The organism is Paraburkholderia sediminicola (assembly GCF_046027355.1).
Classification (GTDB): Bacteria; Pseudomonadota; Gammaproteobacteria; order Burkholderiales; family Burkholderiaceae; genus Paraburkholderia; species Paraburkholderia sediminicola_B.
Map to the genome: position 1 here is coordinate 201,504 of NZ_JAQQEK010000014.1, position 16,376 is coordinate 217,879.

General features: G+C 59.6%; 13 protein-coding genes. 9 read left to right on the forward strand and 4 right to left on the reverse strand.

The features are described from left to right. Window positions 1–14: 14 nt before the first annotated feature. Together PQR42_RS24255 and PQR42_RS24260 are read left to right on the forward strand one after the other, a co-directional pair. Window positions 15–1,817 (forward strand): hypothetical protein, encoded by a 1,803-nt coding sequence (locus PQR42_RS24255; RefSeq protein ID WP_408386858.1) that lies wholly within the window; start codon window positions 15–17, stop codon window positions 1,815–1,817. Between the two features lie 79 nt (window positions 1,818–1,896). After that, a complete protein-coding gene (locus tag PQR42_RS24260) occupies window positions 1,897–2,760 on the forward strand; it encodes a hypothetical protein (RefSeq protein WP_408386855.1) in 864 nt (287 codons plus the stop codon). Between the two features lie 74 nt (window positions 2,761–2,834). On the opposite strand, the gene PQR42_RS24265 is transcribed toward PQR42_RS24260, so the two are convergent. Further along, window positions 2,835–3,413 carry a TetR/AcrR family transcriptional regulator gene (locus PQR42_RS24265; RefSeq protein ID WP_408386853.1) on the reverse strand — a complete coding sequence of 193 codons (579 nt, stop codon included), beginning with the start codon at window positions 3,411–3,413 and terminating at the stop codon, window positions 2,835–2,837. A 121-nt stretch (window positions 3,414–3,534) separates the two neighbouring features. On the opposite strand from PQR42_RS24265, the gene PQR42_RS24270 reads away from it, so the two are divergent. After that, on the forward strand, window positions 3,535–4,512 hold the full coding sequence (locus tag PQR42_RS24270) for an SDR family NAD(P)-dependent oxidoreductase (protein WP_408387015.1): 978 nt from the start codon (window positions 3,535–3,537) through the stop codon (window positions 4,510–4,512). A 230-nt stretch (window positions 4,513–4,742) separates the two neighbouring features. On the opposite strand, the gene PQR42_RS24275 is transcribed toward PQR42_RS24270, so the two are convergent. Beyond that, on the reverse strand, window positions 4,743–5,732 hold the full coding sequence (locus tag PQR42_RS24275; protein WP_408386851.1) for a M35 family metallo-endopeptidase: 990 nt from the start codon (window positions 5,730–5,732) through the stop codon (window positions 4,743–4,745). A gap of 116 nt (window positions 5,733–5,848) precedes the next feature. Next, window positions 5,849–6,325 carry a YybH family protein gene (locus tag PQR42_RS24280; protein ID WP_408386849.1) on the reverse strand — a complete coding sequence of 159 codons (477 nt, stop codon included), beginning with the start codon at window positions 6,323–6,325 and terminating at the stop codon, window positions 5,849–5,851. Window positions 6,326–6,599: 274 nt separating this feature from the next. Here PQR42_RS24280 and PQR42_RS24285 point away from each other — a divergent pair, with 274 nt between their 5' ends. From PQR42_RS24285 to PQR42_RS24295, 3 genes are all read left to right on the forward strand, one after another. After that, entirely contained in the window at window positions 6,600–7,394 is a 795-nt protein-coding gene (locus PQR42_RS24285) for a substrate-binding periplasmic protein (protein WP_408205397.1), read from the forward strand. Then, window positions 7,391–10,498 (forward strand): bifunctional diguanylate cyclase/phosphodiesterase, encoded by a 3,108-nt coding sequence (locus tag PQR42_RS24290; RefSeq protein WP_408386847.1) that lies wholly within the window; start codon window positions 7,391–7,393, stop codon window positions 10,496–10,498. The genes PQR42_RS24285 and PQR42_RS24290 overlap by 4 nt, the downstream gene beginning before the upstream one ends. Window positions 10,499–10,934: 436 nt before the next feature. Then, complete coding sequence (locus PQR42_RS24295) at window positions 10,935–11,306, forward strand: DUF6697 family protein (RefSeq protein ID WP_408493848.1); 372 nt, start codon at window positions 10,935–10,937, stop codon at window positions 11,304–11,306. Between the two features lie 135 nt (window positions 11,307–11,441). Here PQR42_RS24295 and ppnP read toward each other — a convergent pair whose 3' ends face one another. Next, window positions 11,442–11,762 (reverse strand): pyrimidine/purine nucleoside phosphorylase, encoded by a 321-nt coding sequence (gene ppnP / locus PQR42_RS24300; RefSeq protein WP_116122394.1) that lies wholly within the window; start codon window positions 11,760–11,762, stop codon window positions 11,442–11,444. 577 nt (window positions 11,763–12,339) lie between these two features. Between ppnP and PQR42_RS24305 the strand changes: the two genes are divergently transcribed. The 3 genes from PQR42_RS24305 to PQR42_RS24315 all read left to right on the forward strand — a co-directional run bounded on the left by PQR42_RS24305 (window position 12,340) and on the right by PQR42_RS24315 (window position 16,251). Further along, window positions 12,340–14,265, forward strand: a complete 1,926-nt coding sequence (locus tag PQR42_RS24305) for a potassium transporter Kup (protein WP_408386843.1) — start codon at window positions 12,340–12,342, stop codon at window positions 14,263–14,265. A gap of 209 nt (window positions 14,266–14,474) precedes the next feature. After that, a complete protein-coding gene (locus PQR42_RS24310) occupies window positions 14,475–15,935 on the forward strand; it encodes an amino acid permease (protein WP_408386842.1) in 1,461 nt (486 codons plus the stop codon). A 166-nt stretch (window positions 15,936–16,101) separates the two neighbouring features. Further along, entirely contained in the window at window positions 16,102–16,251 is a 150-nt protein-coding gene (locus PQR42_RS24315) for a hypothetical protein (protein WP_408386840.1), read from the forward strand. Window positions 16,252–16,376 lie beyond the last annotated feature (125 nt).

Genomic DNA, 16,376 nt, shown 5'->3' on the forward strand with positions numbered 1-16,376 from the left:
ATTCAGGAATTGTCATGCCTCACTCAAAAGAAGTCGCCACGCGATCGGCGAGGATGATGATGCACGACGCCTTCGAATCTGTTTCCAAGGCGCATACGGGCCTCACCAAGCACTATCTGTCCAACCAGGCCAGAACGTTCGTCGCGACCTGGCAGACCGAAAGCCAGGTCAGCCTGGGTGTGGGCGTAGCCATCACGGTGGGCGTGGCGATTGCCGGCGTCGCGACCGGCGGCATTGCGATTCCGGTGTTGATCGGTATCGCGGCGGGCAGCTATGCGATCAAGAACGCCATCGAAAGTATCGGCGCGAACGAGCGACGCGTGAATCGCAACTGGCTGCAACGCTATCCGGCTGCGACGGCGGCCGCCGGCAAGGACCTCGGCGCGTTCCTGACGGTCGAGGCGAGCGACTCGCTGCGCAGGGCGGTCGATCACTTCACCATGATGCGCACCATCGTGAAGGAAGTGGAGACCGCGGCGGTGCCGGAGTTCATCAATTGCGAGGAAGCGATCAACTACGTCAAGGCGTTGTCGCGCTTCATTCACCACGGCGACAAGGTGCGCAACTACACGCTGCCCGTGCTCGATCTGCTGATTTTCTATCTCGGTGAATACAAGAAGCTGACCGAGCAATGGGGGACGGCCGAGGCGAAGATCAGCGCTGCGTTGCAAACCTGGTTCGAAAAACATGGCGAGCATAGCTGCTGTCCCGGCGGTGGCCGTAACGACGTTTGCTACGCGCCGTTCAGCGGGTTGACGGTCAGACGCGGCGCGGCGGCGATGCCCGCCAAGCGGCATGCGGAGGCGAGTTCCGCTATGCCGCCCGCATTCGCCGCTGTCGCGCCGGCGCCCGGCTCGCCAGGCGCGGTGCAGATCAGCACGCTGCTCGAGGGCATGATTGCGGCCCGCGACAAAATCGTCGCGGGCATGCATGCTTCCAGCGGTGCAACCTGGAACTACAGCGCGGAGCGGCCCGTCACGACCCGCGCGAGGGCCGGTGGCGTGTCGGTCGTCGACAACATGCATAGACGCCGTCTCGATGCAATGCTCGATACCGTGTGGCGTCAGGTGGACCGCCCGGGTTATTTCTCACGCGCAACACGGCGGGCCGGGCATTGGTACACGCGCAATACAGGCAGCGAGAAAGCGGGTGCATTGCTGAGCGAAATGCTCTCGGTGGGCTCGATCTTCATGCCGTTCATCGGCGATGCGAGCGCGTTGACCAAGATCGGCGCGAGCGCCGTTTCCGGCAGCGTCTCCACGGCGGTGCTGGCGGGCGACAAGATCGGCCTCAATTTGCTGAAGGGCGCGGAGGGCATTCCCATCCGTTCCAGCCTGCTGGATCACGCACTGGTGGACGCGCACGCCACGAACGAGATTCGGGAAGCGGGCGCCGGGATCGAGAAACTCTTGCCCAAGCTGATGCTGCACTTCAAGAAGGCGGCCGAAGCGCTGAAGGCGCTCGACGAGTCGCCGCAGGAAATCAAATCGTGCAACGACGCCATGGCGTTCGCCACCAAGACCGCGGAAATCATCGCTCAGATGGAGAAGGTGAGCCGTTATGCCGGCCCCTGCGTCGGTATCGTCGATGTGCTGTGCAAACAGTGCTACGACTGGAGCGAAAAAGAACACGATCTCTGGCAAAAGATGGAGCAGAGCGTGTCGGAATGGCTTCGCGAGGACGATGGTCATCAGAACTGCCGCCACGCCGGCACCAAATGCTACGGTGCGAAACATCATCGCGTTGGCACCAATATATTCGGGCAGGGCGGCACGTGGACGCATCTCACGAATGACCCGCATAACCCGCTGACCTGACCCGAGCTGAAACGGGCGGCGCCGATTCATGGCGCCGGCCGTCACGTGATTTCAACCATTGACAGGAGAGGCTGAAACGGTGACGCAGAAACTCAAGTTCAGTGCAGCCCAGGCGTTCAACTCGATCCTCGCCAGGCTTGGATACGACATCTACCTCGGTGGCGGCGGTGGGGCGACGGTGTGGGGCGGCCCGCGCCCAGTCAAGGACCTTGACTTCAAAATGGGCCTGCGCCTTAAGGAACGCTGGAAAGACGACGCCCGCCGCGGCAGGATCATCGCCAAAATAGTGAGCGGGCTGAACGAGCTTGGCTACCGAATCGTTCGTGACAACCTTCATGCGAAGAAACAACTGCCGTACGTACTTCGGCTGACTGTGGTCGACCGGCTCTCGGACTTTCGGGTCAAGCGGCCGACAGCAAAGTTGAGCGAGCAAACGATTGCGGAAGTTGGAATCGAAATCAGCCTGACCGCGGCCGGTCTATATCGGGAAACCGTTCGATGGGAGGCCAACGTCGGCCCCGCTCTGTTTTTACAGCCTCTGGACGCAACCCAGCTTGCGCTCGATAAGGTCTTCGTCTTTGCTCAACGAAGCCTGAGCACGCCAGACAAGATCCGAACGGATTTCGAGGATCTTGCGGCGCTTCTCATGCGATTTCATGGGCCTATCGAAACGGAACTCGGCGCTATTACGCGGGAAACCGAATTGCTCGTTGTACGCGAGAAAGGATACAAAAGCGCGGCCCAACGCGAGAAGGCGTGGAGCCAGCAGGTCACGAACGAGGCAAGAAAACGGGTGGTGTCGATCCGCGCGGAGTTGGACAAACCACCCGCCTGGGCGTCGTCGCAGGATCCTGCACTGCGCAAGGTCGAGGTGAAGTTCATGGTGGCAAAGGTGGAAGGTTTCCTTGCTCTTCTGGACCGGTGTCTTGGATATGTCGTGTAGGGCTAGAACGGTTCTGGTTCGATTCGGGTGACAGAGTTGCGATGCGCGGAACGCGGCCGGGTTGGCTGTTGAAACTAGTCGGAGAGCCTGGATCCAAGCAAAAGTATATCGACCAGCCTCTTTGCACTTTGCTGCCAGTCCGGAGCCGACGCGACATTGGAAACGCCGACGAGCGCGCGAAGCAGATCCAGTGGCTCGAGATCAGGGCGAATATCCCCACTCGCGATAGCGCGCATTACGAGCGACTGGATTGCGTCCTTGATCTGCGCGCCGGACGATTCGAATAGCTTCGTCGGCCCTCCGATGATCGAATTCAATGCTGGCGCGATGATCTTCTTGGTAGCGATGTAGTCGATGAAGAGCAGCATCCAGGCTCGCAATGCATCGAGTGGTGGCAGTGAATCGGACAGTCTTCGCTCTTCCTCCGCGAGTTTCGCGACCTCGGCACGGTAGACACTCTCCAGCAGTGCCTCGCGTGTCGGAAAATGCCGGTACAGCGTGCCTACGCCGACTCCCGCCTGGCGGGCGACGTCCTCCATGCTGATTTCGCCTGCGGCGCGCGTGAACGCCGTTTTCGCTTCCTCAAGAATGCGCTCGCGATTGCGCAGCGCGTCGGCTCTAGGTTTTCGTTCTTTTGGCGTCGAATCGTTCATTTATTCGTTGAAGGCTTGCAAGCGGAGGGTGACTCCGTTTAGTATCGTAAAAACGGAGGGAAACTCCGTTTTATCCCGGGCTGGGAATGGCGTCAACCTTCATTGTGCTGGAGCGGCGGAAATGACTGAGAAATTTGGTGCGACCTCGACAACGGACGACGTGCTCGCGGGCGTCGATCTTCACGGCAAGCGAATTCTTGTAACGGGCGTGTCCGCGGGACTGGGCGTGGAGACTGCGCGGGCGCTCGCAGCACGCGGGGCCACCGTTATCGGCGCGGCCAGAGACCTGGAAAAGGCAAAGCAGGCGATTGCCGACGCGCGGCGCGAGGCCGCTGCGGCAGGCGGCGACATTGAGTTGATTGCACTCGATCTCGCGAGCCTCGAGAGTGTTCGGGCTTGCGCCGACAGGCTGCAAGAAGACGGCAAACCCATCGACGTCATCATCGCGAACGCGGGCGTGATGGCGACTCCCTTTGGCAAGACAACGGACGGATTCGAGACGCAGTTCGGCACGAATCATCTGGGGCATTTCGTGCTCGTGAACCGTCTGGCGTCGCTGATTCCGGCTGGCGGCCGGGTGGTGATGCTCGCGTCGTCGGGGCACCGTTTCGCGGATGTGGATCTCGACGACCCCGGCTTCGAGCGTACGCCTTACGATCCGTTCGTTGCATACGGGCGCGCCAAGACGGCGAATATCCTCTTTGCGGTGGCTTTCGATCAGCGACATCGGGCGCGTGGAGTGCGCGCAGCCGCGGTTCATCCGGGCGGGATTCAAACGGAACTCGCCCGTCATATGGACGAAAGTCAGATGACGGCGCTGCTCGAAAGGATCAACACTCAACTTGCATCAGAAGGGAAAGGACCGTTTCAGTTCAAGACTGTTCCACAAGGGGCGGCGACTTCGGTCTGGGCCGCGGTGGTGGCGTCGGCCGAAGAGGTCGGAGGCAGGTACTGCGAGAACTGTCATGTGAGCGAAGCCGTCGCCGACGATGTTGTCATCACGCCCGTCAGCGAAGGTGTTCGACGCTATGCGCTCGATGCTGTCAACGCTGACGCGCTTTGGCGCAAGAGTGAAGAAATGGTTGGTGAATCGTTTTGACACGACGCGTCGAACGCCATTGCGGCGGTTCTCCAACACCACTAGTTCGCTCTCGCACGCTGCAGGACATAGCGTTGATGCTGGACCGGGAACTGGAGTAGCGGCAGCGCTTGCCCGGCGCGGGCGTGAGAGATAGTCAGCCGGTCAAGGCGCGATCCGCAATGGAATCCCTCAGGTCCGGCCAACGCTTTTTCAAGGCATTCATTCAGACGCAATCTTCAAACGGGCACTCAGATGTTCTTCATGAAACTGAGCGCGTAGAAGGCCCAGCTGTCGGCGTTGGTCAACGCATGCGCCTGGTTCGTCGCGGAGAGACCGCGGCACTTGATCTTGCCGTAGACGTGGTCCTGGGTCTTCAGCACCTTATGCGTGAGCTCATGGTAGATGGTCTGTGCGGCCCCTTCGAGCGGATCAGGGTCGGCGAGGAACCACTTGCCCATGATGATGCGATAGCCACTGCCGGCATGATGGTTCCAGACATAGCCATACACGCCGTCGCCTTTGAAGCCTTGCTCCATCTCGTCGAACGGATCGTTGCCATTGACGATGTGGACGGTCACATCTTCGCGCAGCACGATCGTCACCGGGCTTGAGCTGAATGCATCCAACATCTGCCGCAGCCCCTGCTTGACCGTGGCCACCGCCTGCGGGGTGGGTGCGCCGAACCAACGCTGGAAGCGCTGCTCTTCGGCGGCATTGCCGTCTACCGTCGCGATGGCAGCGACGGCCTTCTCCGCGCATTCGAAGGCATCGGCCCAACCTTGGCGGGCTTTGGGCAGTTGCGTGTCGTCGAATTCCTCCCAGATCACTGTGCCACGTCCGATATCCTTGATGCCGACCGGAATGTTCACCTTGATTTGCGGCCTGAGATTGCCCTCGCCAAGCAGCTTGGCGCCCTCCTTGATGTCGAGCAGGAGCGCGTTGGGCCGCGGCGGTGCACTGCTGCGATGCGCGAATGGCATGTGCCGGTCGCGGAATTCGACGAGTTGAGCCAGCAGGTCGCTGACCGCCCCCTTTGCATTGCGTTCGCTGCCTTCTGCATTGGCCTTGGTTGCCGCCCACGCCTGGTAGGCGACCACGATTGCGTCGAAATAGGGACGCGAGCCGCGATTCTTGTCATATTCCTTCAGGCAGGCATCGAGAAACTTGAGCGGCTTGCTTCTCGGTTTCAGTGCCAGGCTGGTGCGGCGCTTCCACTCCTCGTACGACATGATAGCCATCAGCGAAACTCCTTTGTTTGTATTGGCTGGCTTGATGAGTCGGTATTGCCTTCCGGCGGCGGTGGGTCTCCTAATGCCGGTTGTCAAGATAGTTGTCGGCACCACCAGCCGACCGCTCACTGGAGAACACTATTCGGCGTCGTGCTAAACGACATGAACCGGGCGATGGACCACCTGCCATCCGGTTGCCGCTTGAAAATATCCATCCCTGCCTCATGAGTCACGCTTTGCTCAGTACCCTTGCGGGCTGTCAGCGTCCAGAACAATCGTACTACGGCGATATCCCCGGAAACGATGATCTCGCGGATGTCCGGGCTATCGTAGTGAAGACTCAACTCAGACTTCGCCAGCAGCGCGGCGAGCTTCGTGCAGAGCGCATCCCGGTTACCATCGAGTACTTCAGGAACGGTTGAAAGCAGGTCAGGCGCGAACACATCGCAGACGCCCGCTGCATTGCGGGCGTTGAATGCGTCTGCCCAACCTCGCAGCCGTTCCGTGATGGCGGCCTTGTCGGAACCTGCGTCAGCGCGAGCCGGAGCCGCCATGACAACGCCCGCTAACACCGCAAGAATCGCAAGCAGCTTTCTGAGCATGGACATTCTCCAAATCGACAGAATCCGCTTCCACTCAAAAAATAACAACCCTCCCCTCAAGAACCGCAGCGCGCTGCCGATATTGCGTGAAGAGCGCCTTCGGTTTGAATGTTCCGTTGGCCCAGCCGGACAGGTGTATGCTGGCCAGTCCGCAAAAAAAATGGCATTTCATTAGCCGCATTCAAAGTGACCAAATGGCAGGAACGTGTCACCGGCGTCATCGCTGGGAAAATTGAATGTGGTACTCAAGTCATCTTCGTACGACGGAGACACTGTGATTCGACATTGCCTCGGGGGTTTGCTACTGGCGCTCAGCTGCATGGGTAGCGCTATGGCCGCTGGTCCCGAATGTTCGCGTTCGTTTACGCTCGCTTTACACGATCACGGTCTGCTCTATTCCGTCGACACGGACACCGGGATCGACAAGGACTTCGCTGACGAGCTCATCCGCCGCAGCGGTTGCCAGATCAGAGTCAGCCTGATGTCGCGGGCCCGGATCTGGAAGCTGATTGAATCCGGCGGACTGGATTTCAGCCTGTCGGGCATTGCCAACGACGAGCGTAATGAGTACGCGGACTTCGCCTGGTATTTCAGCAACAAGTACTATCTGTTGGTGCGCAAGGACGCTGGAATCCATCGCTTGGCCGATTTCGAGCACAACGACCAGTTTCAGCTCGGCGTGATCCGCAGCTTCCGCTACAGCGAGTCGGCCAACCGTCTGGTCGACAAGTTGTCGGCCGAAAACCGCGTCAGCCAGGCCGGCGGTCTGGATCCGCTATATCAGGCGCTGATTCTCCGGCGCATTCAAGGCATGATCATCGAGCCTTTCGATTACCCTGCAATCGATGAAAAGAAAATCCGCGATGTGACCACCATCGTGGAATTCGACGACCCCGCCGTCCGTCACGGCCTCATCATGTCGAAGAAGGCACTGTCGCCGGTCGAGCGGGAAAAGTGGCGCGCGCTGGTGAATGAGATGCGTGCGGACGGCACCGTTCGGCGCATCTTCGAGAAGTATTTCAAACCTGACCTCGCCGATTCGATGGTCGATTTCAAAACGCAGCCGTGAACTGGGCGCGCCTCGTCCTGCTCCCGCTATTGGTCCTGTCCGCGTCGCTCAGCGTGACGTGGATGCTCTGGGACCATGAGCGGGAAGCCGCCCGTCATGAACTGCTGTCCCAGTTCAACTATTCGATGGGTGACGCGGTCAGCCGGATCGAGCAGCGCATGGGCACGTATGAACTCTTGCTGCGCGGCGTGCAGAGCCTGTTCGCCGCTAGCGGAGAGATCGACCGCGATCAGTTCCGTGACTACGTCGGCACGCTCAATCTCGACGCCAACTTCTCCGGTATCCAGGCCATCGGCATCGTCGCGTGGGTGCCGGCGACGCAGAAGGTCGAGCATATAGCGACCCTCCGCCGGCAGGGCTTGCCCGACTACGCGATCGAGCCCAAAGGCTCGCGCGAGAACTACGCGCCCATCATTCAGCGCGAGCCGTCCGTCGGCATCAATCGCGCGGCGCCCGGTTTCGATGCATGGGCCGATCCTGTGCGGCGGCGCGCCATGGAGCAGGCACGCGACTCCGGCATGGCGACCCTTTCCGGGAAAGTCCGCCTGTCGGTGGACGCCGGCAATGCTCGCCCCGGCTTCATCATGTACCTGCCGATCTACGCGCGAGGCCAGCCGCAAGATAGCGTCGCCCAGCGCCGCGCGCACCTGGTCGGCTGGGTCTATGCCTCGTTCCGCATGCACGATGTCATCGCCAGCCTGTACGGCGAGCAACCGCCCGGCCTCACCATCGCTATTTACGATGGCGTCGAAACGTCGGCCGCCGCGCTGTTGCACAAAACGCCTGAGGCGCCCGGTCATCATCTGGCCGCGGACATGTCGGCCAACGAATATCTGGTTGTCGGCGGACATGACTGGACACTCTCGATGAGCGCCCAGGACGACTTCAAGGCCCGCTTCGGCCGTAACGCCGCGCTCCCGATCGCCAGCACCGGCACGGGGCTCAGCCTGCTGTTGGCGCTGCTCACCTGGCTGATGATGACCGGCCGCGGCCGCGCGATGCGGCTTGCCTCGGCAATGACAAAAGAGTTGCGCGAGAACGAAGAGAAATTCCGCGCGATTGCCGACTGTACGGTCAACTGGGAAATCTGGTGGGGACCCGACGGCAAGCCGCGCTGGATCAACTCGGCGGTGGAGGCGTACATCGGCTATACCGTCGACGAGTGCATGGCCCTACCGGATTTCGCTGGCACCGTCATTTATCCGGAGGACATTCCCCGCGTTGCACCCGAGTTTCAGAAAGCACTGCAGGGCTTGCGCGGCGATGACCTCGAGTTTCGGTGCGTTCGCAAGGACGGCTCGCTCATGTGGCTGTCCGCGTCGTGGGTGCCGATTACCGATTCCAAGGGCGAGTTCATCGGCTTCCGCACGAGCGGCCGCGACATTACCGAGCGCAAACAGGTCGAGGCCGAACTACGAATTGCGGCTGTCGCATTCGATTCGATGGAACCGATGATGATCACCGACGCGAGCGCGAGGATTCTGCGCGTCAACTCCGCTTTCACGGAGTGCACCGGTTACACGGCAGAAGAGATCGTGGGCCAGACACCGGCCGTGCTTCGGTCCGGCCGTCACGACGCCGCATTCTTCCAGGAGATGTGGGAAGCGATTCATCGTGCCGGTGGCTGGCAAGGGGAAATCTGGGATCGCCGCAAGAACGGCGAGGTGTATCCGAAATGGCTCACGATTTCCGCCGTGATGAGCGAGGACGGAACCGTCAGCCACTATGTCGGCACACATCACGACATTACCGAACGCAAGATCGCGGAAGAGCGAATCAAGGAATTGGCCTTCTTCGATGCGCTGACCCGGTTGCCGAATCGCACCTTGCTGCTGGATCGCTTGAGGCAGGCGATCACGGCCAGCGCACGGAACGAAGCGTGTGGCGCGCTGCTGTTCATCGACCTGGACCACTTCAAGACGTTGAACGATACCTTGGGCCACGACAAAGGCGATCTACTGCTGCAGCAAGTGGCGCAGCGTCTGGCAGACAGCGTGCTCGAGAGCGACACCGTGGCCAGAGTGGGGGGCGACGAGTTCGTGGTGGTGCTCGGAAACCTGCACAAGAACCGGCAGGAGGCGGCCAACCAGACGGAGGCCGTGGGCGAAAGAATCCTTGCTGTTCTGGGCAGTCCGTATCACCTTGGCAAGATCGAGTACCGCACTAGCGCGAGCATCGGCGCCACCGTGTTCAGAGGGCATCAGGCCTCGATCGACGAGCTTCTCAAGCAGGCCGACCTCGCGATGTACAAATCCAAGGAAAGAGGACGCAATGCCGTGCGTTTCTTCGATCCGGACATGCAGACCGTCGTGGTGCAGCGAGCCGCGCTGGAAGCTGGACTGCGCAATGCAATCGAGGACAATCAGTTCCTGCTCCATTACCAGGCGCAGGTTGTCGGTACTCGTGTAACAGGCGCGGAAGCGCTGGTGCGCTGGCAGCATCCGCAGCGCGGTGTCGTGCCGCCTGCCGAGTTCATTCCGCTGGCCGAAGAAACCGGATTGATTCTTGCGCTGGGAAGCTGGGTGCTGGAGGCTGCCTGCGCGCAACTGGCGCAATGGGCTACGCGGCCGGATATGGCGCATCTCTCGATTGCGGTGAACGTCAGCGTTCAGCAGTTCCGCGAAGCTGATTTCGTGGACAACGTATTGACGATTATCGATCGAACCGGCGCGCGGCCCGACAGGTTGAAACTGGAGCTGACGGAAAGCGTGCTGGTGGACAATGTGCAGGACATCATCGAGAAGATGGGCGCGCTGAAAGCGAAAGGCATCGTCTTCGCGCTAGACGATTTTGGCATCGGCTATTCGTCGCTGTCCTATTTGAAGCGCCTGCCGTTGGATCAGTTGAAAATCGACCGCTCATTCGTGCGAGACGTCCTGATCGATCCCAACGACGCTGTCATTGCCAGGACCATCGTGGCGCTTGCGCGCAGCCTCGGTTTGGGCGTGATCGCCGAAGGAGTCGAAACGGAGGCTCAGCGGGACTTCCTCGCAGCAGCGGGATGCTACGCGTATCAGGGCTATTATTTCTGCCGCCCGATTCCTATTGAGGGTTTTGAAGAGATGTTGAGCCGCGTCGAGACGCGTCAGTGCGTGGCTGAGTGAGCACGAGATAAGTAGCGCGTCATCAGTAGCGCAGCGCTGACGCAAGCGCTCGTAGAAATACATCCTCGGCGGTTGGGCGGCCCCTACACTTCGTCCGGTCTTCGTCCCCAACCTACCTCGGCGTATTCCTACAAGCGCTTGCGGCAACCGTCTACGAAACCTCGCTCGGTGTCACCTCGAAATTTTGTCATCAACCGTATAACGAACTTATAAAACCGAACGGTGAGTACTGTTAATACGGCATATCGAAGCGCGCGGCGAGCCCTGGATGCAACCAGGTGAATCCGTGGTGCAAGCCTAGTTGTTCCGCTCAACCTGCATGCGTTCTTTATCAAGAAGCTCGCGCTTTATACGAGGGATTTAGACACAGGCCGATATCATCGCTCCGCTTGATGCCACTGCTTTACAGCCAGGCGTCATTCTTGGGAGAAAAATCATGTTTGATATTGCAAAAGAGTATTCGCGGGAAGATATTCATCGGGTGACGGGGGGATGCAAACAGGCATTTTTGCCCGTGAAGGGCGGAAAGGTCGTCGCCGCGCGATTGCGTCAGGACCTCAACCCGTATGCCCCGGATGTGATCGTCTGCGATGGCAGCGCCGCTGCACGAGCGGCAGGCCGAACGCTCGCGCGCCAGACCGACCCACTGCCTGTTTTTGTCCGAACAGCGACTGACCGATTCCGTTACATGGGCGAGTACGTCACCGAGGAATCGTTTACTGCTCCAGTCGACTACGCCAAGTACGTGCAGACCAGTGGATTTACGCTTGGTCAGATTTCGCGCGTGATCAAGATGAAGCGCCGTTGATCTCAACGGAATCTTCGATTCGCAATCGTCCCTAAGTCACTTCGTCGGTTGGGTTGTGGCTCGTGCCCAACCGGCGATCATGAATGACACGCTTGAATGCGCGCGCCGTACTTATGTCGTACGACGCAACACGTTTTACAGATAGCTGCAGACGTAGTCGAGCGTTTCGATCACGTCGATATCGAAGCGGCTTTTCCCGGGCACCGAGAACGACTCGCCCGCACCATACGTCTTCCACTCGTCGCTGCCTTCGAGGCGGATGCGGCATTGGCCGGCCTGCACTTCCATGAGTTCCGGCGCGTCGGTGCCGAAGTTGAGCGCGCCGGGCAGGATCACGCCAAGCGTTTTGCGCGTGCCGTCGGCAAAGAGAACAGTGTGCGAGACACACTTGCCGTCGAAGTAGACGTTGGCTCGTTTAACGATGGAAACCTGATCGAATTGCGTTGCGGCCGTCATGCCAATCTTCCTCTGGGTTGTCGTGAATGGATGCGTTTGCGTGGACTCTAGGTCCGACGCAAACCCGCCATGATACAGGCGGTCGGCGGCTGCCCCGAAAGAGGTGGGATCAACGGCGCCCGCCAACCACCGTCTAGCCAATCATCCTCAGATGCCTCGCGCCAACAAGGACCATCAAGCGTGGCGCTTTGCCGATCGAAAGTATTATGTAATGCGGATCGCGCCTCGCATCACGGACGCGAAATAAATCTGTCGCCACTTCATGTATCAGTAGCGTGGCAAACGGCCGATGGTATATGTTGAATTAGTGGCACACCGTCCTTCAGGAAAAGAGGCAGGTCACGTTCGCGGAAGGCAGGGTACGCAAAAGATCAGAACAATACGAATACGCGTTCGGCATGAGGGCAAAGGGACGCGTGTTCCTCGTACGAAAGTTGCTTTGGCGACGCTGACTGTTGCGTGGGGACGCAGGCGACTCCTCGAAAAAACGAGGCCTGACAAAAGCATGAATCGGTTCCGCACGTGCATTGGCCCAGGCCATATGTTGCACCGCGAGAACGCGAAACTGGAGCGAGACATGAGCCAGTCAGTATCCGCCGCGCCCGATGCGCGCCAGTCCGGCGGGCGCGGGCATCACCGGCCGGCGATGCCCGCACTCGCGCTTGCAGCATTGGGGGTGGTGTATGGCGACATCGGCACCAGCCCGCTGTATACGCTGCAGACGGTGTTCGATCCAGTCAACGGCCTGTCGCTCAACGCGCTGAATGTGGTCGGCATCGTGTCGCTGATCGTCTGGTCGCTGATCGTCGTCGTCTCGCTCAAATACGTCACGTTGATTCTGCGCGCGAACAATCACGGCGAGGGCGGGATCATGGCGCTGCTGGCGCTGGCAGCATCGTCGGTTGCCGCGCGGCCGCGCTTGCGCCATGCGTTGCTGGGTGTCGGCATCATGGGCGCGGCGCTTTTTTACGGCGACAGTGTGATCACGCCGGCGATCTCGGTGTTGAGCGCGGTCGAAGGTCTCGAGGTGGCCGCGCCGTTTCTCAAGACCTGTGTGATTCCCGTGACGCTGGTTGCGCTGGTCACGCTGTTCCTGATGCAGAAGCGCGGCACGGCCGGTATCGGGATCGTGTTCGGACCAGTGATGGTGCTCTGGTTCATCGTGCTTGCCGTGGTGGGTGTGATCAACATGATGCGGGCGCCCGCGATTCTCGTCGCGCTCAATCCGCTCACGGGGCTGGCGTTCTGCTTGCATCATCGGTGGCTGGCGTTCGTTGCCTTGGGCGCGGTCGTTCTGTCGTTGACCGGCGCGGAAGCGTTGTATGCCGACATGGGACATTTCGGCGCGAGGCCGATTCGGCTCACGTGGTTCGGCCTCGTGTTTCCCGCACTCGCGTTGAACTATCTGGGGCAGGGCGCGTTGCTGCTTGCCGATCCGGGCGCGCTGCAAAATCCGTTCTACAAGCTGTTTCCGCAATGGGCGCTGTATCCGATGATCGTGCTGTCGACGGTCGCGACCGTGATCGCGTCGCAAGCCGTTATCTCGGGCACGTATTCGATGACGAAGCAGGCGATGCAACTCGGCTTTCTGCCGCGCATGAACGTCGTCTATACGTCGGAAAGGGAGATGGGGCAAATCTATGTGCCAGGCATCAACTGGACGTTATTGGCCGCCGTCGTGGCCGCTGTGCTCGGCTTCGGTTCATCCACGGCGCTCGGCTCCGCGTACGGTATCGCCGTCACCGGCACGATGCTGATCACGACGATCCTGACGTTCTTCGTCATTCGCTACGCGTGGCATTACAACTGGCTGCTATGCGTGTTTGCGACCGGTTTCTTCTTCGTGATCGACGCGGCGTTCTTCTCCGCGAACTTACTGAAGCTCATGGAAGGCGGCTGGTTCCCGCTTCTGGTCGGGCTGATCATCTACACGATCATGGCGACCTGGGGACGAGGCTGGGAGATGATGCGTGCCGAAGCGCGCGTGAGGGCCGGGACGATGCCGCTCAAGCCCTATCTGGCGACGTTGCTGAAGGACTCGCCGATGCGATGCGGCGGCACGGCGATCTTTCTGTCGCCCGATCCTGACGGCGTGCCGCACTCGTTGATCAACAATCTGATGCATAACCGCGTGCTGCACAAACGGGTCGTTTTCGTGACGGTGAACAATGAGGAGATACCGTGGGTGCCTACGAGCGAGCGCGTGAGTGTGCACCCGCTAGATTCGGACTGCTACCAGGTCACGATCACGTATGGTTTCATGGATGAAGTCGACTTGCCGCGCGCGCTTGAAATCTGTAAATCGCAAGGTTTGACATTCGAGCCGGCGGAGACTTCCTATTTCCTTAGCCGTGCGACCCTGGTGCCGACTCGTGATAGCGGCATGGCGATGTGGCGAGAGCGTTTGTTCTCGGTCATGTTGCATAACGTGGGTAACGTTGCGGCTTATCTGAAGCTGCCGGCTAATCGAGTGATCGAGTTGGGGGCGCGCGTGGAGATTTGAGGATTGCGTATGAACGCGAGCAATAGCTTCGTCCGCAGGCGAGAGAGAATCAAATATTCACTTTGCTTTTAATTCGGAATACACTGAATTTTCTATTTCCCTTTACCTTACCCGCTAGTCTTCAGTAACAGATGTTTTTGTCGTGCTCCGCGAGCCGAAGCAAACCGAGTCGGCTCGTGCCCAACACCATTCGAACGGGACGACTCATCATGGCTGATACGAGCTACATGGCACGGAAATCCGTCGCCGATATTGTGGCAAGCGCCGACGCGGAAGAAGGCCACGCACTATCGAAATCACTCGGCGCAACCAGCATCACGGCGATGGGCATCGGCGCCATCATCGGCGCCGGCATCTTCGTTCTGACCGGCACCGCGGCAGCGCAATTCGCCGGGCCGAGCATTATCCTGTCGTTCGTACTTGGTGGCATTGCATGCGCGTTCGTCGGCCTGTGCTATTCGGAACTGGCAGCGATGTTGCCCGTATGCGGCAGCAGTTACACCTATACCTATGCCACGCTCGGTGAAATTTTCGCGTGGATCATCGGCTGGGACTTGATCCTCGAATATGCGATGGGCGCCGCCACTGTCGCGGTCGGGTGGTCTGGATATATCGTGAGCTTGTTGCATAACGTGGGGATCAGTATCCCGCCCGTTCTAGCCACTGCACCTGGCACCGTCATCAAGCTGGCCGATGGCACCACCGCGACGGGCATCGTCAATCTGCCCGCGATCGTGATCATCGCCATTCTCACCACCATGCTCGTGCTCGGTACGAAGGAATCGGCGCGGCTCAACAACGTCATGGTGGCGGTCAAGCTGACCGTGGTGGTGGCCTTTATCGCGCTCGGCGTGTTTTTCATCAAGCCGGCGAACTGGCATCCGTTTATTCCCGCGAATACTGGCGAGTTCGGTAACTTCGGCATGAGCGGGATTCTGCGTGGTTCCGCCGTGGTGTTCTTCGCGTTCATTGGTTTTGATGCGGTCTCCACCGCCGCGCAGGAAGCGAAAAAACCGCAACGGGACATGCCGATCGGCATTCTGGGGTCGCTGATCATTTGCACGATTTTGTACATCCTCGTCGCGGGTGTGCTCACCGGGCTCGTGCCTTACGCTGAACTGAATGTTCCTGATCCGATCGCCAAGGGCGTGGATGCGATCGGCCTGAACTGGTTCTCGATTCTGATCAAGATCGGCGCGCTGACAGGACTGACCACCGTGATTCTCGTGCTGCTGTACGGGCAGAGCCGCATCTTCTTCACGATGTCGACGGATGGCTTGCTACCGCCTCTTTTCGCGCGAGTTCATCCGCGTCTTCAGACGCCTCATCTGAGCCAGATTCTGATTGGTTCGGTCGTCGCGATCGTGGCGGCGCTTACACCGATCAGCGTGCTGGGAGAGATGGTCAGCATCGGCACTTTGTTCGCGTTCATTCTCGTGTGCGGCGCTGTGATCTATCTGCGGCGCAGTGACTCTGATGCTTCACGCCCGTTCCGGGTTCCTGGTGTACCGATCGTGCCGGTTCTGGGGATACTGTTTTGCCTGTTGCTGATGGCGGGGCTGCCGCTCGTCACGTGGGTGCGGCTTGTCGTGTGGCTTGTGATCGGCATGACCATTTATATTTCTTATGGCCGGAATCATTCGAAGTTGCGCTTTCCTGAGCGGCATTGAGAGGGCAGTGGCACCGTATTGGCGCCACTGCAAATATTTCTCACATATCGATGAAAAATGCTCGCTTGGTGGCTGAGGTCTGCCTTCGTAAACTGGGAGTGTGAGTTGTGGCCGCGACGAAGCGATGGTGTGTCGTGGCTGCTCCTGGTTTATGAGGAGGTTTGTCGTGGATATGACCTTGTTCGAGATTCCGGCTGTGCTGGTTGTTTTGAGTATCGTTGGTGTCGTGGTGGTTAGGGCGTTTGCCTCGTCGCGCGTGGATGGCATCGATGTTTTCATGCGGCGACACACGGCCGATGAGCGGGAGAGGAGTTAGAAGGAGTTTGGTTTTTTCGTATCAAGGCATGCCGCGTTCTGCCGGCACATCGTATGTCGCTGTCACGTGGCATCGAAATCGAAGCTCACGACCCATCTCTCCAGCGTCCGCCCAATACCGTCCAA

Bases quoted from the DNA above. Each gene is read 5' to 3' on its own strand.
- PQR42_RS24255 (WP_408386858.1), top strand. From the start codon at position 15: ATGCCTCACTCAAAAGAAGTCGCCACGCGATCGGCGAGGATGATGATG.
- PQR42_RS24265 (WP_408386853.1), bottom strand. From the start codon at position 3,413: ATGAACGATTCGACGCCAAAAGAACGAAAACCTAGAGCCGACGCGCTG.
- PQR42_RS24270 (WP_408387015.1), top strand. From the start codon at position 3,535: ATGACTGAGAAATTTGGTGCGACCTCGACAACGGACGACGTGCTCGCG.
- PQR42_RS24275 (WP_408386851.1), bottom strand. From the start codon at position 5,732: ATGGCTATCATGTCGTACGAGGAGTGGAAGCGCCGCACCAGCCTGGCA.
- PQR42_RS24280 (WP_408386849.1), bottom strand. From the start codon at position 6,325: ATGCTCAGAAAGCTGCTTGCGATTCTTGCGGTGTTAGCGGGCGTTGTC.
- PQR42_RS24295 (WP_408493848.1), top strand. From the start codon at position 10,935: ATGTTTGATATTGCAAAAGAGTATTCGCGGGAAGATATTCATCGGGTG.
- ppnP (WP_116122394.1), bottom strand. From the start codon at position 11,762: ATGACGGCCGCAACGCAATTCGATCAGGTTTCCATCGTTAAACGAGCC.
- PQR42_RS24305 (WP_408386843.1), top strand. From the start codon at position 12,340: ATGAGCCAGTCAGTATCCGCCGCGCCCGATGCGCGCCAGTCCGGCGGG.
- PQR42_RS24310 (WP_408386842.1), top strand. From the start codon at position 14,475: ATGGCTGATACGAGCTACATGGCACGGAAATCCGTCGCCGATATTGTG.